Annotated in this window: 20 protein-coding genes; 13 read left to right on the forward strand and 7 right to left on the reverse strand. The window is 63.9% G+C overall.

What is annotated here, in order from left to right; genetic code table 11:
* The first annotated feature begins 64 nt into the window (after positions 1-64).
* A complete protein-coding gene (locus LT40_RS13300) occupies positions 65-1,018 on the forward strand; it encodes an adenosine deaminase (RefSeq protein ID WP_043190927.1) in 954 nt (317 codons plus the stop codon).
* A 34-nt stretch (positions 1,019-1,052) separates the two neighbouring features.
* Here LT40_RS13300 and LT40_RS13305 read toward each other — a convergent pair whose 3' ends face one another.
* Entirely contained in the window at positions 1,053-1,748 is a 696-nt protein-coding gene (locus LT40_RS13305; RefSeq protein ID WP_043190929.1) for an ArsR/SmtB family transcription factor, read from the reverse strand.
* Positions 1,749-2,163: 415 nt separating this feature from the next.
* Here LT40_RS13305 and LT40_RS13310 point away from each other — a divergent pair, with 415 nt between their 5' ends.
* Positions 2,164-2,343, forward strand: a complete 180-nt coding sequence (locus LT40_RS13310; RefSeq protein ID WP_043190932.1) for a hypothetical protein — start codon at positions 2,164-2,166, stop codon at positions 2,341-2,343.
* Here LT40_RS13310 and LT40_RS13315 read toward each other — a convergent pair.
* Together LT40_RS13315 and LT40_RS13320 are read right to left on the reverse strand one after the other, a co-directional pair.
* The gene (locus LT40_RS13315; protein ID WP_043190935.1) at positions 2,340-3,533 is read right to left on the reverse strand and encodes a multidrug effflux MFS transporter; all 1,194 of its coding nucleotides are present in this window, start codon (positions 3,531-3,533) and stop codon (positions 2,340-2,342) included. The two genes, LT40_RS13310 and LT40_RS13315, sit on opposite strands and share 4 nt — an antisense overlap.
* Positions 3,534-3,719: 186 nt before the next feature.
* Positions 3,720-3,917 (reverse strand): heavy-metal-associated domain-containing protein, encoded by a 198-nt coding sequence (locus LT40_RS13320; RefSeq protein ID WP_043190937.1) that lies wholly within the window; start codon positions 3,915-3,917, stop codon positions 3,720-3,722.
* Between the two features lie 144 nt (positions 3,918-4,061).
* Between LT40_RS13320 and LT40_RS13325 the strand changes: the two genes are divergently transcribed.
* Together LT40_RS13325 and cueR are read left to right on the forward strand one after the other, a co-directional pair.
* Positions 4,062-4,448: a hypothetical protein gene (locus LT40_RS13325; RefSeq protein WP_043190939.1), complete on the forward strand. Its 387-nt coding sequence runs from the start codon at positions 4,062-4,064 to the stop codon at positions 4,446-4,448.
* Between the two features lie 56 nt (positions 4,449-4,504).
* Positions 4,505-4,906: a Cu(I)-responsive transcriptional regulator gene (gene cueR / locus LT40_RS13330; RefSeq protein WP_043190942.1), complete on the forward strand. Its 402-nt coding sequence runs from the start codon at positions 4,505-4,507 to the stop codon at positions 4,904-4,906.
* 37 nt (positions 4,907-4,943) lie between these two features.
* On the opposite strand, the gene LT40_RS13335 is transcribed toward cueR, so the two are convergent.
* Together LT40_RS13335 and LT40_RS13340 are read right to left on the reverse strand one after the other, a co-directional pair.
* Positions 4,944-5,837 (reverse strand): PA4780 family RIO1-like protein kinase, encoded by an 894-nt coding sequence (locus tag LT40_RS13335; RefSeq protein WP_043190945.1) that lies wholly within the window; start codon positions 5,835-5,837, stop codon positions 4,944-4,946.
* Positions 5,838-6,002: 165 nt separating this feature from the next.
* Entirely contained in the window at positions 6,003-6,785 is a 783-nt protein-coding gene (locus tag LT40_RS13340; protein WP_043190947.1) for an AraC family transcriptional regulator, read from the reverse strand.
* 87 nt (positions 6,786-6,872) lie between these two features.
* On the opposite strand from LT40_RS13340, the gene LT40_RS13345 reads away from it, so the two are divergent.
* Positions 6,873-7,904, forward strand: a complete 1,032-nt coding sequence (locus LT40_RS13345; RefSeq protein WP_043190948.1) for a bile acid:sodium symporter family protein — start codon at positions 6,873-6,875, stop codon at positions 7,902-7,904.
* On the opposite strand, the gene LT40_RS13350 is transcribed toward LT40_RS13345, so the two are convergent.
* A complete protein-coding gene (locus LT40_RS13350) occupies positions 7,891-9,180 on the reverse strand; it encodes an acetyl-CoA C-acetyltransferase (RefSeq protein WP_043190951.1) in 1,290 nt (429 codons plus the stop codon). The two genes, LT40_RS13345 and LT40_RS13350, sit on opposite strands and share 14 nt — an antisense overlap.
* Before the next feature lie 105 nt (positions 9,181-9,285).
* Between LT40_RS13350 and LT40_RS13355 the strand changes: the two genes are divergently transcribed.
* The 7 genes from LT40_RS13355 (at position 9,286) to LT40_RS13385 (ending at position 14,428) form a co-directional block, all read left to right on the forward strand.
* On the forward strand, positions 9,286-10,626 hold the full coding sequence (locus LT40_RS13355) for a 3-oxoacyl-ACP reductase (RefSeq protein ID WP_043190954.1): 1,341 nt from the start codon (positions 9,286-9,288) through the stop codon (positions 10,624-10,626).
* A gap of 1 nt (position 10,627) precedes the next feature.
* Positions 10,628-11,494 (forward strand): MaoC family dehydratase, encoded by an 867-nt coding sequence (locus tag LT40_RS13360; RefSeq protein ID WP_043190955.1) that lies wholly within the window; start codon positions 10,628-10,630, stop codon positions 11,492-11,494.
* A gap of 54 nt (positions 11,495-11,548) precedes the next feature.
* Entirely contained in the window at positions 11,549-11,854 is a 306-nt protein-coding gene (locus tag LT40_RS13365) for a MazG-like family protein (protein ID WP_043190957.1), read from the forward strand.
* Positions 11,851-12,600: a methyltransferase domain-containing protein gene (locus LT40_RS13370; protein ID WP_043190959.1), complete on the forward strand. Its 750-nt coding sequence runs from the start codon at positions 11,851-11,853 to the stop codon at positions 12,598-12,600. Before LT40_RS13365 ends, LT40_RS13370 begins: the two co-directional genes overlap by 4 nt.
* 34 nt (positions 12,601-12,634) lie before the next feature.
* Complete coding sequence (locus LT40_RS13375) at positions 12,635-13,252, forward strand: DUF4136 domain-containing protein (protein ID WP_043190960.1); 618 nt, start codon at positions 12,635-12,637, stop codon at positions 13,250-13,252.
* Positions 13,253-13,270: 18 nt separating this feature from the next.
* Positions 13,271-13,834 carry a DUF4136 domain-containing protein gene (locus tag LT40_RS13380; RefSeq protein WP_043190961.1) on the forward strand — a complete coding sequence of 188 codons (564 nt, stop codon included), beginning with the start codon at positions 13,271-13,273 and terminating at the stop codon, positions 13,832-13,834.
* Between the two features lie 123 nt (positions 13,835-13,957).
* Positions 13,958-14,428: a prepilin peptidase gene (locus LT40_RS13385; protein ID WP_043190963.1), complete on the forward strand. Its 471-nt coding sequence runs from the start codon at positions 13,958-13,960 to the stop codon at positions 14,426-14,428.
* Positions 14,429-14,436: 8 nt separating this feature from the next.
* Here LT40_RS13385 and pbpC read toward each other — a convergent pair whose 3' ends face one another.
* A complete protein-coding gene (gene pbpC, locus LT40_RS13390) occupies positions 14,437-16,749 on the reverse strand; it encodes a peptidoglycan glycosyltransferase PbpC (RefSeq protein ID WP_052393532.1) in 2,313 nt (770 codons plus the stop codon).
* Positions 16,750-16,898: 149 nt separating this feature from the next.
* Between pbpC and LT40_RS13395 the strand changes: the two genes are divergently transcribed.
* Positions 16,899-17,192, forward strand: coding sequence for a hypothetical protein (locus tag LT40_RS13395; protein WP_043190966.1), 294 nt, complete (start codon positions 16,899-16,901; stop codon positions 17,190-17,192).
* The last annotated feature ends 9 nt before the right edge of the window (positions 17,193-17,201 follow it).

The raw sequence follows: 17,201 nt of genomic DNA on the forward strand, positions 1-17,201 counted from the left end.
GCGAGTCAGGGGCAATACCTGTAGAATCGGGCCCGATTGCACCTGATGAGAGAATGAAGACACCATGTACGACTGGCTCAATGCCTTGCCCAAGGCCGAACTGCACATGCACCTTGAAGGCTCGCTGGAACCCGAGCTGCTGTTCGCCCTGGCCGAGCGCAACAAGATCGCATTGCCCTGGAATGATGTAGAGGCGCTGCGCGGAGCCTATGCGTTCAACAACCTGCAGGAGTTTCTCGACCTGTACTACCGCGGTGCCGATGTGTTGCGCACCGAGCAGGATTTCTACGACCTGACCTGGGCCTACCTGTTGCGCTGCCAGGCGCAGAACGTGGTGCACACCGAACCGTTCTTCGACCCGCAGACCCACACCGACCGTGGCATCGCCTTCGAAACGGTGCTCAACGGCATCACCGCGGCACTCAAGGATGGCCGCAGCCAGTTGGGCGTCGACAGCGGTCTGATCCTGAGCTTCCTGCGCCACCTCAGCGAAGACGAAGCGCAGAAGACCCTGGACCACGCCCTGCCGTTTCGTGATGCGTTCGTGGCCGTCGGCCTGGACAGCTCGGAGATGGGTCATCCGCCGAGCAAGTTCAAGCGTGTGTTCGACCGTGCTCGCGACGAGGGCTTCCTGACGGTGGCGCATGCGGGTGAGGAAGGTCCGCCCGAGTACATCTGGGAAGCCCTGGACCTGCTTAAGATCCAGCGTATCGACCACGGCGTGCGGGCCATCGAGGACGAGCGCCTGATGCAGCGCATCATCGACGAGCAGATTCCGCTGACCGTGTGCCCGCTCTCCAACACCAAGCTGTGCGTGTTCGAGCACATGGGCCAGCACAACATTCTGGACATGCTCGAGCGTGGCGTGAAGGTCACGGTCAATTCCGATGATCCGGCCTACTTCGGTGGCTACGTCACCGAGAACTACCACGCGCTGCACACCCATCTGGGCATGACCGAAGATCAGGCCCGGCGCCTGGCGCAGAACAGCCTGGATGCGCGTTTGATCAAGCCGTGAGACAGGCGGCGCTGCGCGCCGCCTTGCCTTCCCATCACGTACCCAAACGGCCGATCTCGCTCATGCCCAACCGGGTCACCTGCAGCGAGCGGCTGTCTTCGTTGAGCTTGAGCCAGCCCGATTGCAGGAACAGGGTCAGCAGCCCTGCACCCAGCGCGCCGCCGACGTGTGGCCGCTGGGTGCTCCAGTCGCAGCAGCTGTTCAACGGCTGGCGCTCGCGATTGACCAGCGCCTGGGTATAGATACCGCGACTGGCCAGACGGCTGCTGCCCAGCGCCGTGACTTCGAGCCGTTGCTCATAGTGCTCCAGCCAGCCGTTCTGAACCATGCGCTGGAACAGGTCGGCCGCCAGTACACCCCCCAGATGATCGCCGCACAGCCGCGCCTGATGCAGGGCTTTGGGTGAGCGCAACAAGGGGACGCTGATCGGCGCCGCCATCTGCGTATTGGCCTGCACCAACGAGACGCTGGCCAGTGCTTCCACTGCGGCGCCCACCTCTGGCTTGGCCAGGCGGAAGAAGCGCTTGCGTCCACGGGCCTCGAGCGTGAGCAGCCCGCCCGCCGACAGCCGCGCCAGGTGCGCGCCTGCAGAAGAGGCCGATACACCTGCCAACGATGCCAGCTCGTCGGCGCCTCGGGTGGTGCCGTCGATGAGGGCCCAGAGCATGGCGCTGCGCTTGGGGTCGGCCAGCAATGTGGCGATCTGGCTGATGCAAGGTGTTGGTTGCATGTGTTCACTCCCTGTGGATACGTTCGTCAATCTGGCAATGGTTGCCGGGGTGATTATATGCACCCTGCGGTTGTACGGAATTGGACGAAATCGTCGGGGCTGATCCTCGAATGCGAGGGATATGCAATACCCTGTACTTGTATTCACTGTGCTTACCGGCGGCATTTTCCAGGACATTTGCTCAAGTGCCCGCAACGTATCGCTCGCTTGCCGAAAAGCCGATTGAAGACAGGGGTGAATGCAGGTTAGACCTCACAGCCAATACGGATTTTTCCCGCAATGCCCGTCCTTTCAGACCTACATGATTGTCTTGGAGGCAGTACGGCCGCCGTCAGTCCGACAGGCAGCCGGCGACGCTCGCTGGCTCGAAATGAGGACTACACTGGGTCCTCATCTCGAGCCCGAGGACATCGCAATGAACGTTCTTCTTTCCGAGTCGAAGCAAGCGCGTGGCAGCCGTTGGCAGGTGCGCATGGACCAGCACGTGGTGTCGTTTCGCAGCGAGGCCGAGGCGCGGGCTTTCATCGCCACGCTCGAAGCCCGGCTGCAGGCGCCCCATGGCCTGCCGCAGGCGCAGCAGGCCAGCGCCGGCTAGGCGACTACCTGCAGGTCGCGGCGCTGCTGGCAGCGGCGTGTCAGTACCGCTGCGCAAACGGCCAAGATGCCGCAACCGGCGATCACCGATGCCATGGGCATGGCGGTGCCGTCGTGCAGTACACCCACCAGGGATGCAGCACCGGCGGCGAGGCTGAATTGCAGGCACCCCAGCAGCGCCGAGGCGCTGCCGGCGCGTGAACCCTGTCCGTTCATGGCGCACGCCGAAGCGTTGGGGATGATCGCACCCAGGCTCGCCAGGCAGACGAACAACGGGACCAGCAACGGCCACAATTGTGCTGGCTGCATTGCGCTGAGTGCGAGCAGCACGATGCCTGCTGCCATATAGACCCAGACGGTGCGCGACAGCAGCCACGCCGGGCCGCGACGTGACAGCAAGCGGGCGTTGACTTGCGCCGTCAGGATGAACCCGGCGGCGTTGCTGCCAAACAGCCAGCCGTAATGCTCGGCCGGTACGCCATAAAGCTTGATGAACACGAAGGGTGAACCGGCGATATACGCGAACATGCCGGCCATGGCGATTCCGCCGGTCAACGCGTGGCCCATGAACACCGGGTCCAGGAGCAGTCCACCGTACAGCTTCGGCGCGCCGCTGAGTGGGCGTCTCGGCCGGTCCGCCGGCATGCTTTCGGGCAGGCCCAGGGCGACGGCCAGGGTGCAGCCGGCACTGAACAGCGTCAGCAGGATGAAGATCCACTGCCAGCCCCAACTGTTGACCAGCACGCCGCCCAGCATGGGTGCCAGGATGGGCGCCAGGCCCATGACCAGCATCAGTTGCGAGAAGACCTTGGCCGATCCGACCGCGTCGCATTTATCGCTGACGATGGCCCGGGCCAGCACCATGCCTGCGCAACCGCCCAGGGCCTGGACGAATCGGGCGACGATCAGCCATTCCAGAGTGGGTGCGAAAGCGCACGCGAGCGACGCCAGGGTGAACAACGAAACGCCCACCAGCAATGGCACTCGGCGACCGAAGCGATCCGCGACCGGGCCATAAATCAGCTGGCCGATCGACAGACCCAGGAAGTAGGCCGCCAGGGTGGTCTGGATGTGTTTTTCGTCGGTGGCAAAAGAGAGCGCCATGGCCGGGAAGCCAGGCAGGTAGAAGTCGATCGCCAAGGGGCCGCATGCGCTGAGCGCCCCCAGGATCAGGATGGTCTTCACGTTCATCGGGTATTCACTACGTCCAGGCATAACAGGCGAGCTAGTTTAACCGGGTTGCACGAGCACCGGGGTGAAGGTTCCGTCGAGGGGGTTGGCCGTGTGTAATGCCAGTCGCGGTGTGTCCGGGTGAACGCGTTGCGGCCGGACGCGGCTTGCACCGCTGCTACAGGGACGGTGTTGGCCGTAGGTGGGTTATGCGAGGGACGCGCTGTAGCCTTCTTCAGCGATGAGCTGAACGATTCGCTCGGGCGGCAGGTGGCTGTTGGTTTCGACCTTGCCGGCAGCCAGGTCGACCTGGACCTGGGCGGCCGGGTCGTGAGCGCTGATCGCCTGGGTCACGGCGCGTACGCAATGGCCGCAGGTCATGCCTTGCACGTTGAACTGTTGCATGGGGGATACCTCGCTGGAAGGAATTGAGACCATTGTCAACCTTCCCATCGGGGCAAGGTCAAGTTCTGGGCAGCGCGGCCGGGCTGGAATTCCTGGCGTCGCTCGTCCAAGCTGGACACTGACCCCATTGGCAGGAGAGATTCGATGCGCCCGATGATTCCATGGCTGTTCGGGATATGTGCCCTGGCGGCACAAAGCGTCTGGGCCGGCGCGGGTACCGGTCAACCGTATGGGATCCTGATCGTCTCTCGAGAGCGGCTGGAAGTGGCCACGTCCTGCGAGATCGGGGTCTACCTGCAAGACCAACTGGTCGGGCGGCTGTTTCAAGAGCAGGCGACGTCCTTCAACTTGCCACCAGGACCCGTGTCGGTGGGCCTGCGCCAGCTACCGGGGCAAATGCCCGGTTGCGCGCCGGGCATCACCGAGTACAAGCCGGTAATCGTGACGTTGCAGGCCGGGCAGATTCAAAAATTCCGCATCGCTGCGAGCAGCGCCGGCCTGTACCTCAAGCCCGAGCCGCTGGACTATTGACCTTGCCCAAGAGGCAAGGTTGATACTAGCGCAAACGCTACCGAGGATACACGAGCATGAACATTGGCCAGGCCGCCCGTGAAAGCGGCCTCAGCGCAAAGATGATCCGTTACTACGAATCCATCGGACTGCTCAAGCCAGCCCTGCGCAGCGACAGCGGCTACCGCCTGTATCAGGCTGCAGACCTGCACACACTTGGCTTCATCAAGCGCTCACGAGATTTAGGGTTTTCCCTGGAAGAAGTGGCGAAGCTGTTGACGCTGTGGCAGGACCGCCAGCGCGCCAGTGCCGATGTGAAGCAGTTGGCACGCAGGCACATCGACGAGCTCGACCGCCGCATTGGCGAGCTGAGCAACCTGCGTGACACCCTGGAGCATCTGGTAGACCACTGCCACGGCGACGACCGCCCGGACTGCCCGATCCTTCAGGAACTGGCGTCCGGGGGCTGCTGCAACTGACACTGGGGAAGAACTACCCCATTGCATGACCGACGGTTTACTGCAACCAGGGCGGTGGCGGTTCTTCGGTGGTCTTGGTCGGCTGATCGTCGGCTTCGCGCGCGGCACGTCGGCGAATGTCGTCCAGGCGCGCGGCCTCGATTTCACGCATGACGCCGCCGACATCGGCCTCCACTTCCTCTTCGGCGAACTCGCCCGTCAGCACACTGGCAGGGTGCAGCTTGCCTTCTTCGTACAGCGCCCACATTTCCTTGGCGTAGCGCGTCTGGCGAAGCTCGGGGGCGAAGCGACCGAAATAGCTGGCCATGTTGCCAACGTCGCGCTCCAGCATGCTGAAGGCATGGTTGTTGCCCGCCGCGTCCACGGCCTGGGGCAGATCGATGATTACCGGGCCGTCGGGGGTGAGCAGTACGTTGAACTCCGAGAGGTCACCGTGCACCAGACCCGTGCAGAGCATGAGCACGATCTGGTGGATGAGGAACGCGTGGTATTCACGGGCCTGATCGGGCTCCAGCTCGACGTCATTCAGACGTGGCGCCGCATCGCCGTACTCGTCGCAGATCATCTCCATGAGCAGCACGCCCTCGAGAAAATCGTACGGCTTGGGCACACGCACACCGGCGCTGGCCAGCTTGAACAGCGCCGCGACCTCGGCGTTCTGCCAGGCATCTTCGGTTTCCTTGCGGCCGAACTTCGAGCCCTTGGCCATGGCCCGCGCCTGTCGGCTGTTGCGCACCTTGCGGCCTTCCTGATACTCGGCCGCCTGGCGAAAGCTTCGTTTGTTCGCCTCCTTGTAGACCTTGGCGCAGCGCAATTCCTTGCCACAGCGCACCACATAGACAGCTGCTTCTTTACCGCTCATCAGCGGTCGCAGCACCTCGTCCACCAGACCGTCCTCGATCAGCGGTTCAATGCGTTTTGGAGTCTTCATCAGCTTTTATTCTGGGTCCTTCGTAGCCAAACACGCGAATTCTGACGGCATCCTCTCACAGCGAGCGCGGCTTGCCGACCCGAGCCTGTAAAAGGATGCAAACAACTCGCCAAGCGATGGGCGATCATAGCGCTTTCGCAGCCTGCGGACCGCGCCGCTCGCCCATTAAAGTTCGCCCGGGGTGAAGCCGAACAACCCCTTGAATGCGGCGATGAAGGCGGATGTCGATTCGTAACCGTTGTTCAGCGCAGCGGTGGTCACGCTGTCACCCTTCTCCAGGGCTTGCAGCGAGGACAGCAGCCGCATGCGCTGGCGCCAGGCGCGGAAGCTCAGGCCGGTTTCGCGCTGGAACAAGCGCATCAGGGTTTTCTCCGAGGTGCCGAGACGGCCAGCCCATTGCGTCAGCGTGGTGGTTTGATCGGGAGCGGCGATCAACTCGTTGCACAGGGCCAATAACCGATGTTCCCTGGGCAGGGGCAGGGAGAACGCTACCTCGGGCAGCACCGCCAGTTGATCCAGCAACACCTGCACCAGCCGCGCCTGCGCGGTGTCGCCTGCCGGGTATTCGTGGGGCAGCTCGCAGAACCCCTTGATCAGCTCGCGTGCCAGCGGTGTGACCTCGAGCACCTTGCAATGCTGGGTAAGCCACGGCGATTCATCCCGGCGTACGTACAGGCTGCGCATCTCGGCGCGCATCGAAGTGACGACCTTGTGTTCCACACCGGCCGGAATCCAGATGCCCCATTGCGGCGGCGCGAAGAAGTTGCCTTCGTCGGTATGCACGCCCAGAACGCCGCTGATGGCGTAGGAAAACTGCGCCCAGTCGTGTCGATGGGCGGGTGTCCACGACCCTGCGCCCAGGCTTTCGGCGCGTGCATACAGGGGCCGAGGCAGACTGACCAGGGCAGGAATGGCGCGTGGTGGCGAAACTTGTCCGTTTGCCGGCATTGATTGGCCCTCTATCGCGAGACGGTAGGAGAGTGCCTGAGTTAGCCTGTGGATCTCAATGTCCATCGACGTACAGGCGATTCACTCATGCACATTTTCAAACACCTCAAGCGCGTGGTGACCGACTGGTTTCTCTGCGGCATGGTGCTGGCGGTCTTTCTGGCCTGGCTGTTTCCGCGGTTCGGCGCCACGGGCGGGGCCATGCATGCAGGCCTGGTGACCAATATCGGCGTGTTCATCGTGTTCTTTCTGCATGGCATGAACCTGTCCAGCGAGCAGATTCGCCATGGCTTGAAGAACTGGCGCCTGCACGTCATGGTCCAGGCCTTCACCTTCGTAGTATTCCCACTCCTGTGGCTGGCCTGCGACAAGACACTCGGTGCCTTCATACCCGGGACTCTGATGGTGGGCTTCCTGTACCTGGCCGCCTTGCCGTCGACCATCTCGTCATCGGTGGCACTGACCGGCAGTGCGGGCGGCAATGTGCCGGCGGCGATTCTCAATGCCAGCCTGTCCAGCGTGCTGGGTATCTTCATCACGCCGTTTCTGTGTGCACTGGTAATCGGCGGTGGTTCGGGCGGCATCGACCTGGGTGAGACCCTGCTGGACCTGTGCGCCATGCTGCTGTTGCCGCTGGTTCTGGGGCAACTGTTGCGGCCGTTGTTCGGCACGTTTTTCGGACGGCACAAGCGCTACACCAACCTGATCGACAAGGCGGTGATCCTGCTGCTGGTGTATGCGGCCTTCTGCAACTCGATGGTGTCGGGGTTGTGGCAACAGCAAGGGCCGTCAGTACTGGCCATGGCGGTCGGAGGCAGTGCCCTGCTGTTGGCGCTGATTCTGTTGCTGACCACGCGCACCGCCAAGTGGCTGGGGTTCAACCACGCCGACAAGGTGGCTGCGGTGTTCTGCGCCAGCAAGAAATCCCTGGCCGCCGGCGCGCCGATGGCGGCGCTGATTTTCAACGGCAACCCCGGCCTGGGCCTGATCCTGCTGCCGATCATGATCTACCACCCGCTGCAGTTGATCGTGTGTTCGATCATGGCGGAAAACTATGCCAATCGGCTGCGCATGGAAGCGGCCGGCCTGCCCCTGGACGCCACCGTCACCGCTCGATGATAGCGGTGACGCCCTGACCGCCGGCGGCGCAGATGGAGATCAGACCGCGGCCGCTGCCTGCGGTCGCCAGAAGCTTGCTCAGGTTGCCCAGAATACGGCCACCGGTGGCCGCGAACGGGTGCCCTGCCGCCAGGGAGCTGCCCTTGACGTTGAGGCGGGAGCGATCGATCGACCCCAGGGGTGCATCCAGCCCCAGACGGGTACGGCAATAGTCCGCGTCTTCCCAGGCCTTGAGCGTGCAGAGTACCTGTGCGGCAAAGGCTTCATGAATTTCGTAGTAGTCGAAGTCCTGCAGGCTCAAACCGTTGCGGGCCAGCAGTCGCGGTACCGCGTAGACCGGGGCCATCAGCAGCCCTTCCTCGCCGCCGACGAAATCAACCGCAGCGGTTTCGCCGTCGCGCCAGTACGCAAGTACGGGCAGCCCGCGCTCCTTTGCCCATGCTTCGCTGGCCAACAGCACCACCGAAGCGCCGTCGGTCAAAGGCGTGGAGTTGCCTGCCGTGAGCGTACCCTGCGGGCCTTTCTCGAACACCGGCTTGAGCGCCGCCAGTTTGTCCAGGGTCAGGTCGGGACGCAGGTTATGGTCACGCACCAGACCACCGAACGGCGTACTGAGGTCGTCGTGCCACCCTTGGGCATAGGCCGCCGCCAGGTTCTGATGGCTGAGCAGCGCCAATTCATCCTGCTCCTGGCGAGGAATGGCCCAGTGTTGCGCCATCAGCTCGCAGTGCTGTCCCATCGATAATCCAGTACGGGGCTCGCCGTTGCGTGGCAATTCGGGTTTCAAATGCTGTGGTCGCAGTTGCAACAACGCCTTGGCCCGTTCGCCGAGGGATTTCGCACGATGGGTTTGCAACAAGATCTGACGCAGGCCTTCATCGACCGCGATCGGTGCGTCGGAGGCACTGTCGACGCCGCCGGCAATGCCGCATTCGATCTGGCCCAGGGCAATCTTGTTGGCCACCAGCAGCGCGGTCTCCAGGCCCGTGCCGCAAGCCTGCTGGACATCGTAGGCCGGGGTCTGCGCGGACAGCCGCGAGCCGAGTACGCATTCACGGGTCAGATTGAAATCGCGGGAGTGCTTGAGCACCGCGCCAGCCACGACTTCGCCCAACCGCAGGCCGTGCAGCGCATGGCGTTCGATCAGGCCCTCAAGCGCGGCGGTGAGCATGGCCTGGTTGCCGAGCCGGGCGTAAGGCCCATTGGCACGCGCGAACGGGATACGGTTGCTGCCGACGATGGCGACCCGGCGCACCGTATTCGTGTCAAGGTTCATGGCGGACATCCTGGGTTGGAAGAAACGTGCTGCAAAGGACCCAGGCGAACGACGCGGGCCTTGCCGTGGTCCACACTTTGAACCCTTTGACCCGGAGCACGTTCCATGTCCGATCGATATATCGACTTCGCCAACTCCGACCTCGGTCGTCGCCTGGTAGGTGCTGTCGGCCTGCCATCGCCGGCGCGTCTGGAGCGATGGCAGGCCGGGCGATTGCGACCTGTGGAAGGCGCCCTGCTGTTGGGCGGCGGCGCTCTGGCGAACAAAGTGGCCGGCTTTGCCCAACGCTTGACCGACACCGCCTACGGTGTCGGCGACCTCCCAGATTGGACGGCAGGGCTAGGCCCCAAACTCAAGGCTGTGGTTTTCGACGCCAGCGCCATCGCCGACAGCTCGCAACTGGCACGCCTGCGCGAGTTCTTCCAGCCGGTGATCAAGAGCCTGGACCACAACGCGCATATCGTCATCCTTGGACGCAACCCGCGCGACCTGGACGATCCCGAAGCGCACATTGCCCAACGCGCGATAGAAGGTTTCAGCCGGTCGCTGGCCAAGGAACTGCGCAACGGCGGTACTTTGCAGTTGCTGTATGTCGCGCCACAAGCCGATGAGCAACTCGAAGGTGCCTTGCGCTTTTTTCTCTCGCCCAAGAGCGCGTTCGTGTCTGGCCAGGTGCTGTCGCTGCAAGCCAGCAACTCGCAGGTCACCGACTGGACCCGCCCCCTGGCCGGCCGCAAGGCACTGGTCACAGGTGCCGCACGTGGTATCGGCGCCTCGATCGCGGAAACCCTCGCGCGCGACGGTGCCGAGGTGATCCTGCTCGACGTGCCCCAGGCCCGCCATGACCTGGAAGCGCTGGCAGCGCGCCTGGGCGGCCGTACGATAGACCTGGATATCTGCGCCAGCGATGCGCCCAGTCGCCTGATCGAAGCGCTGCCCGAGGGGGTCGACATCGTCGTGCACAACGCAGGCATCACCCGTGACAAGACGCTGGTCAACATGACGCCCGAGTACTGGGACTCGGTCCTTGCGGTCAATCTGCTCGCCCCGCAACGCCTGACCCAGGCGTTGTTCGACAGTGGCACCTTGCGCGATGACGGCCGAGTGGTGCTGCTGTCGTCGACCTCAGGCCTTGCCGGTAACCGCGGGCAGAGCAACTATGCAGCCAGCAAGGCCGGACTAATCGGCCTGGCCGAGGCGTTTGCGGCCCGGCTGGCCACGCGCGGCGCAACTATCAACGCCGTGGCGCCGGGCTTCATCGAAACCGGCATGACCGCGCAGATGCCCTTCGCCCTGCGCGAAGCCGGCCGACGCATGAGTTCGCTGGGCCAGGGAGGTCAGCCCCAGGACGTTGCCGAAGCGATCGCCTGGTTGGCGCAGCCCGGCAGCGGCGCCGTCAATGGTCAGGTCCTGCGCGTGTGCGGCCAAAGCATTCTGGGAGCCTGACATGGCCATCCATTGGCAGACCCTGACGCGCAACCCCGACCTGCCCAGCGCCTACTTGAAAGCTGCGTTCAACCGCAAGGTCACCGGCGAGCGCCTGCCCGAGCTGGGTCTGCGCTGCAGCCTGTCGGCCGACCCGCGGCACCTGGCGGCCTACCGCGAGCGGTGCGGATTCGGTGAGGGTGGCATGTTGCCTGCCACCTACCCGCACGTCCTGGCGTTTGCCTTGCAGATGCACCTGCTGACCGATAAACACTTCCCGTTCCCCCTGCTGGGCCTGGTGCATCTGCGCAATCGTATCCAGGTATTGCGCCCCTTGGGCGGCGTTGCCGGCGTACGGGTCAGCGTACACGCGCAGAATCTGCAAGCCCATGAGAAAGGCGTGACGTTCGACCTGGTAACCCAGGTCGATGACCCTTTAGGTCCGCTCTGGCAGGAACACAGCACAATGCTGTGTCGCCAGGCCCGGATCGAAGGTTTGTCACAGCCGGTGCAGGCCCCGGCTCAACCGGCCGAGCCGGCGCTGGTGGCCGTGCATCGCTGGTATGCCGCCGCCGATACCGGGCGACGCTACGCGCGGGTGTCGGGCGACTACAACCCGATTCACCTCAGTGCCCTGAGTGCTCGCCTGTTCGGTTTTCCCACTGCCATCGCCCACGGCATGTGGAGCTTGGCGCAGACCGTGGCGGCCTTGCGCGAACGCCTGCCGCGGAGCAATTACCAGTTGGCGGTGGAATTCCACAAGCCAGTACGTCTGCCCAGCGAGTTGATCCTGAGCGCCAGTGCCGCAGGCCTGGATGGGCAATTGGCGCTGCATGGCCGCGACGATCTGTTGCACATGAGCGGAACCTGGGGGCCGGTGGCCCAGTAGCTATTGCGTTCGGCAAAGTTCGGCTTGAAGCTATGCGCCTTCAGGAGCTTTGCAATGAACCTAGACGCACTTATCCAACGCCTGCACCAGATTCGTGAAAACAACGACTGGCGGCGTTTCCACAGCCCGAAAAACCTGGCCATGGCGGCCAGCGTCGAGATGTCCGAACTGCTGGAAATCTTCCAGTGGCTGACCGAAGACCAGTCGCGACAACTGTCGGCCGAGCAACTCGAACACGCCGGCCAAGAGGTCGGCGATGTGGTGCTGTACCTGTTGCTGCTGTGCAGTGAACTGGGGCTGGACATGGATCAGGTGGTACGCGCCAAGCTGGCCGACAGCGAACGGCGGTTCGCTCGATGAGCGACCGCCATTTCGATCAGCTGGCGACCCGTTTCGCGGAAAAGATCTATGGCGGCGCCAAGGGCGCGATCCGACTGGCCGTGCTTCAGGCCGATCTGCTCGAAGCGTTGCCGAAGCGATCCCTGCGCGTGCTGGACGTCGGTGGTGGCCTGGGCCACATGGCCTTGTGGCTGGCCGAGCAAGGCCATCAGGTCACCTTGAGCGAACCAGCCGAGCCGATGCTCGACGGCGCCCGCGAGCGCTTTGCCGCCGCAGGCCAGAACGCCACGTTCATCCAGGCGTCCTGGCAACAGTTGCCCGAGCTCGAGCTACCTGCATTCGACCTGGTGATCTGCCACGCGGTGCTGGAATGGCTGGCCGAACCCCATGCCATTCTGCCCGTCCTGCATTCGCTGACCGCCGCACATGGCTGGCTGTCGCTGGCGTTCTACAACCGCGATGCGCTGGTCTATCGCAACTTGCTCAAGGGTCACTTCCGCAAGCTGCACAGCAATGAGCTGGCCGGCGAGAAGCAGAGCCTGACGCCCCAGCAGCCGCTGGACCCACGCGAGCTGGCCACGCAACTTGAAGGCACATGGCGTGTCGAATCAACAAGCGGTGTCCGCGTGTTCCATGACTACATGCCCATCGACTTCCAGAAGCGCGCCGACCTTGAGCAACTGGTGGAAATGGAGCTGGCCCATCGTCGGCATCCGGCATTCGCTGGCCTGGGTCGCTACCTGCACTGGATCTGCCGCCCCGCTTGATCGGTATTCTTGATCGGTATTAGTGGAGACTGCCATGCGTCGCCTGTCCCTTTGCGCTGTTTGCCTGGCCTTGGCGGCCTGTCAAAGCCCCAACCCCTACGTCGCCAGTTCCAGACCCTTGCCGCCGGCACCTGCGCAAGCGGCACAGACGTTCGATGCCAGTGCCTACCCGGCACCCCCGCGCGATTACGCTCGGTACCGCAATTGGGCGTGGGTCAATGGCCAACTGCCTGCTGGCACCAGTTGGGCGGACTCGGCACAGATTGCCGAAGCGGTCAGCAACGCGCTCGACCAACGTGGCTTGCGACCCCAGCGCGGCGGTGACACTGCAGACCTGCGAGTCGGCACCAGCCTGCGCATGGAAACCCGCCTGCAACAGACCCGCGACGACGTTGGCTACGGCGCTGGTTATGGGGGCGGTTATGGCCCCTACGATCGCTATGACCGCTTCGGTGGCTATGGCAGTTATCCAGTGGTGCGCACCTACCAGATCCAGGTAATGGTGGTGCGCATCGACCTGTTCGACGGCAAAAGCGGCCAGCCTGTCTGGAGCGCCAGTGCTGAAACCAGCAGCCAGGGCAGCCTGAGCGATCGTAACGAGGCGTTACGTAACGCGGTGCAAAAGGCGCTCACGGCTTATCCTCCGTCCTGATCCACAGGAGATTTCATCATGTTGCGTCGTCTTGCCGTTCTACCGTTGGCCCTGGTACTGGCCGCGTGCCAAACCCCTCGGGTCAATCATGACTTCGATGCAAGCCGCGACTTCGGGGCCTACCGCAGTTGGGCCTGGAAAGAGCCGGCGGTGCAATATCGGCCGGACGATCCACGGGTCCGCAGCGATCTCACCGAGCAGCGCATTCGCCAGGCGGTAAGCAGTCAACTCGATCAGCGCGGCCTGCGACCTGCCGCTGCCGGTGGCCGTGCCGACGTGACCTTGCAAGCGTACCTGATCGTCGACAACCGTCAGCAGCAGGTCACCACCAACTACGGCGGCGGTTGGGGCGGTGGTTACTGGGGGCCGTACTGGGCCTCACCTGCCATGAATGAAACGCGCAACATCGACTACAAAGTGGCGACCCTGCAGCTGGACATGCTCGATGCCCGGGACGGCAAGTTGGTGTGGCGTGGCAGTACCGAACAGTTGGTCAACGACAATGCCGTGTCGCCCAATGAACGCAGCACTGTCATCCAGAAGGCAGTGAACGACATTCTTTCCACCTACCCGCCACGCTGAGCCACTGCGGGCGCGTGAAAAAAAGTGTGGCAGCCACCCCATCGTCGAGCGCGAGGCGTCTAGTCTGAAAACAGAAGGCCTGTTTCAGAAGTGATCCACTGTCGTACTCAAGCGGGTGCTGCCATGCCAAGTCTCGTTCTTCTGTTGTGGTTTACCCTGTGTGCCGAACAGGACATCCGCCATCGGCGCATCGCCGACACACTGACCGTTGGCGCAGGGGTGCTGGCGCTGGTGTGCCTTTTCTCCACTGGGCACACCTGGATCGGCTCGAGCATGGTCGAGGCGGCAGCGGCACTGGTGCTGAGCATGGCTCTGACCCTGCCGGGCTACCTCAATGGCCGGCTGAGCTGTGGCGAGGTCAAGCTGCTCTGGGCGCTGGCCCTGGCGTCAGACAGCAGCCACCTGATCGGAACTCTGATCGGCGGCATCATCGCCCTGGTGTTGTGGGTGTTCGTCACACCCTTGATCTGGCAGCGCCTGAGCATTCGCTATCGGCGCAAGGCGGTCTACCTGGACCCAAATGCGGCGACGGTGCTGCCGCTCACTCCCTTCCTGCTCGCTGGATTCGTGCTGACCCTGTTCTGGTTGAGCTGACGACACGCTCAGTCGACGACGGTCAATTCGACCCTGGCCGTCTGCCCTGCTTCATCCAGCACACTGACCTGATAACGTCCCGTGCGCTCGAACACGGCGTTCAGACTGCCGTCGTCGGCGAGTTGCTCCTGGGGCGCGCCATTGATGAACCACCACCGCAAGCCTTGCCCGCCGAGCGTGGCGAGGTGCAGCCGCAAGGGACCGCTGTGGGGCGTTGGATGGCGCAGGCGATCGCCACTGCGTGCTCCGACGATCGATAGCGGCGCCATGGCCGGCAAGGGCGGCGCGGGGCACTCAGGGTCTTCATCTGGCAATCGTAGTGCGCGGTGCTCGGCCTTGGGTAGCCAAGGTTCAAGGGCAGCAGGCCAGAGTGCGATGGATCTTGCCTGAGCACCAGGGCAAGAGACGCTCGCACGTAGCCCGCGGGGCGAAAGCCAGACCTGCTCCAGCAGACCCGTCCCAAGTGGCTGATCCAGTGCCTGCAAGGTGGGCGGGACGGTGTTGTCCAGGGTCCAGGCAAAGCGCTGGCGGCGGCAGTTGGGGTCGCCGCGATCCAGCGGCTGGCCCAGGGGCCAGCAGATCGCAGCCACGCCGACGCTGGACGGTACGGGCTGGATGGGCGCAGCGATAGCCCGCTGCGTGTCGCGGTTGCTTAGCACATCGTGTACCTGCAGCATCAAGGGTGCGGCCGAGGCCAGGCCGAACTGGCCGGGTACCGGAGTGCCATCGGGCCGACCGATCCACACCCCGACCAGATAACGGGGCCCCACGCCGATCGACCAGGCGTCCCGGAAGCCATAACTGGTACCGGTCTTCCAGGCCAATGCCGGACGCTGGACGAGGTTGGCGTGCAGGTCTTGATCGGGCCGCGCCTGACCGCTGAGGATGCGCCGCACGATCCAGGCCGCGCCGGCCGACATCATGGGCCGCTCGTGCAGTCCATCCTGCGGCTGCCAGCGCAGCGCAGCGCTGTTGCCGCCTCGCGCGAATGCGCTGTAGCCGGCCACCAGATCGTCGAGCCGGCTGCCCACGCCACCCAGGATCATCGCCAGATTGGGCTCGGCGGCCAGAGGCCAGCTCAGGTTCAGGCCACCGTTGCGCAACTGCGCAGCGAAGCGCCTGGGGCCCAAGGCTTCGAGCAACTGCACGGCGGGCAGGTTGAGCGACAGGGACAACGCCGAGCTGGCTGCAACCGGACCGCTGAACCCTGCGGAGAAATTGCCAGGGCGGTAGTCGCCGTACCGACGCGGGACATCCTGCAGCAGCGACTCGGAGTGAATCAGGCCCGCATCCATGGCCATGCCATAGAGAAACGGCTTGAGCGTGGAGCCCGGCGATCTGACGGCACTGACCATGTCGACATGGCCGAAGCGCCGGGCATCGGCGATGTCGACGGAGCCCAGGTAGGCGCGCACGGCCATGGACTGTGCGTCCACCACCAGAATCGCCGCCGATGTGCGTTCGGGCAGGCGCGTGCGCCAGCCCAGCAGCAGGTCTTCCAGACGCCGTTGCAGGCTGGCGTCGATCAAGGTGTGGATCAGCGGTGGGCTGTCGCTGCGGTTCAGCCGGCGGGCCAGCAGCGGGGCCAATGCTGGCTCCTGCCGCGGGGCCAGCAACAAAGGCTCTTGTTGCGCTTCGCGGACCTGCGCGACGGACCACACGCCATAGTCGGCCATGCGTTGCAGCACCTTGTCCCGAGCGGCCTGGGCCCGCTGCGGATGTCGATCCGGGCGCAGGCGGCTGGGCGCCTGGGGCAGTACTGCCAGCAAGGCGGCTTCGCTGCGGGTGATATGCGCCGGTGACTTGCCCAGATAGGCCCAACTGGCCGCTGCCACGCCTTGCAAAGTGCCACCGAACGGCGCGCGATCCAGGTACAGCGTCAGGATCTGCGTCTTGCTCAGGTGCCACTCCAGCTGCACGGTGCGCCATAACTGCCGCAGCTTGCCGGACAAGGTCCGCGAGTGTGGATCGAGCAGCCGTGCGACCTGCATCGACAGCGTACTGCCGCCGGACAGCACTCGCCCACCGCTGAGGTTGAGCCACGCTGCGCGGGCAAGCGCCAGCGGATTGATGCCGGGATGCTGATAGAACCAGCGGTCCTCATAGGTCAGCAAGGCTTCGAGGTAATAAGGCGAAACCTGCTCGAGGCTGACCGGATAGCGCCATACGCCTTCGGCATCGGCAAAACGCCACAGCGGTGTGCCGTCCTCGGCGAGCACCACGCGCGCGAGGTCATCGCCAGGCAGCGGCAGCGGCCAGAGGCGGTCGGCCAGCCACAAGACCAATACCGGCACACAAAGCGCCAGCAGCGCGCGACGGATGAACCTGCATCGATGCGACTTTGCCAAAACGAGAACGCGGCGAATCAAGGGCGCCGACCTTGCAGGCGCTGTCGGGAACTTGATTCGTGGGTGCATGGCCAAAGGGGGCACAATGGCATGAATGCCACTAACCGAATCAGGACGCGACTATGCATGTAGAAGGCTTTTTCGAGTGGTTGGGACAGGCCCTGGGCGCCATCATCCGCTGGGTAGTGGACAGCCTGAGCTGGTTGTTCAGCCTGCTCGGCAACGCAGGAGGCAACTTCGTCGACGGCCTGTCACGGACCTTGGGCATGGACACCAACATCGTCACCATCGCGGCCCTGATCGTGGGCCTGCTGTTCCTGTACTCCGCGGTCCGGGCGTTCATGCGTGCATCGATCATCATGGGTGTCATCTGGGCCGTGCTGGGCCTGTGGTTGTTGAGCTGGATCATTCAATAGCGCCGGTAG

It is taken from the genome of Pseudomonas rhizosphaerae, assembly GCF_000761155.1.
GTDB classification, from domain to species: domain Bacteria; phylum Pseudomonadota; class Gammaproteobacteria; order Pseudomonadales; family Pseudomonadaceae; genus Aquipseudomonas; species Aquipseudomonas rhizosphaerae.

Excerpts from the sequence above, each read along its gene's own strand:
- LT40_RS13300 (WP_043190927.1), top strand. The coding sequence starts at position 65 with ATGTACGACTGGCTCAATGCCTTGCCCAAGGCCGAACTGCACATGCAC.
- LT40_RS13305 (WP_043190929.1), bottom strand. The coding sequence starts at position 1,748 with ATGCAACCAACACCTTGCATCAGCCAGATCGCCACATTGCTGGCCGAC.
- LT40_RS13310 (WP_043190932.1), top strand. The coding sequence starts at position 2,164 with ATGAACGTTCTTCTTTCCGAGTCGAAGCAAGCGCGTGGCAGCCGTTGG.
- LT40_RS13315 (WP_043190935.1), bottom strand. The coding sequence starts at position 3,533 with ATGAACGTGAAGACCATCCTGATCCTGGGGGCGCTCAGCGCATGCGGC.
- LT40_RS13320 (WP_043190937.1), bottom strand. The coding sequence starts at position 3,917 with ATGCAACAGTTCAACGTGCAAGGCATGACCTGCGGCCATTGCGTACGC.
- LT40_RS13325 (WP_043190939.1), top strand. The coding sequence starts at position 4,062 with ATGCGCCCGATGATTCCATGGCTGTTCGGGATATGTGCCCTGGCGGCA.
- cueR (WP_043190942.1), top strand. The coding sequence starts at position 4,505 with ATGAACATTGGCCAGGCCGCCCGTGAAAGCGGCCTCAGCGCAAAGATG.
- LT40_RS13335 (WP_043190945.1), bottom strand. The coding sequence starts at position 5,837 with ATGAAGACTCCAAAACGCATTGAACCGCTGATCGAGGACGGTCTGGTG.
- LT40_RS13340 (WP_043190947.1), bottom strand. The coding sequence starts at position 6,785 with ATGCCGGCAAACGGACAAGTTTCGCCACCACGCGCCATTCCTGCCCTG.
- LT40_RS13345 (WP_043190948.1), top strand. The coding sequence starts at position 6,873 with ATGCACATTTTCAAACACCTCAAGCGCGTGGTGACCGACTGGTTTCTC.
- LT40_RS13350 (WP_043190951.1), bottom strand. The coding sequence starts at position 9,180 with ATGAACCTTGACACGAATACGGTGCGCCGGGTCGCCATCGTCGGCAGC.
- LT40_RS13355 (WP_043190954.1), top strand. The coding sequence starts at position 9,286 with ATGTCCGATCGATATATCGACTTCGCCAACTCCGACCTCGGTCGTCGC.
- LT40_RS13360 (WP_043190955.1), top strand. The coding sequence starts at position 10,628 with ATGGCCATCCATTGGCAGACCCTGACGCGCAACCCCGACCTGCCCAGC.
- LT40_RS13365 (WP_043190957.1), top strand. The coding sequence starts at position 11,549 with ATGAACCTAGACGCACTTATCCAACGCCTGCACCAGATTCGTGAAAAC.
- LT40_RS13370 (WP_043190959.1), top strand. The coding sequence starts at position 11,851 with ATGAGCGACCGCCATTTCGATCAGCTGGCGACCCGTTTCGCGGAAAAG.
- LT40_RS13375 (WP_043190960.1), top strand. The coding sequence starts at position 12,635 with ATGCGTCGCCTGTCCCTTTGCGCTGTTTGCCTGGCCTTGGCGGCCTGT.
- LT40_RS13380 (WP_043190961.1), top strand. The coding sequence starts at position 13,271 with ATGTTGCGTCGTCTTGCCGTTCTACCGTTGGCCCTGGTACTGGCCGCG.
- LT40_RS13385 (WP_043190963.1), top strand. The coding sequence starts at position 13,958 with ATGCCAAGTCTCGTTCTTCTGTTGTGGTTTACCCTGTGTGCCGAACAG.
- LT40_RS13395 (WP_043190966.1), top strand. The coding sequence starts at position 16,899 with ATGCATGTAGAAGGCTTTTTCGAGTGGTTGGGACAGGCCCTGGGCGCC.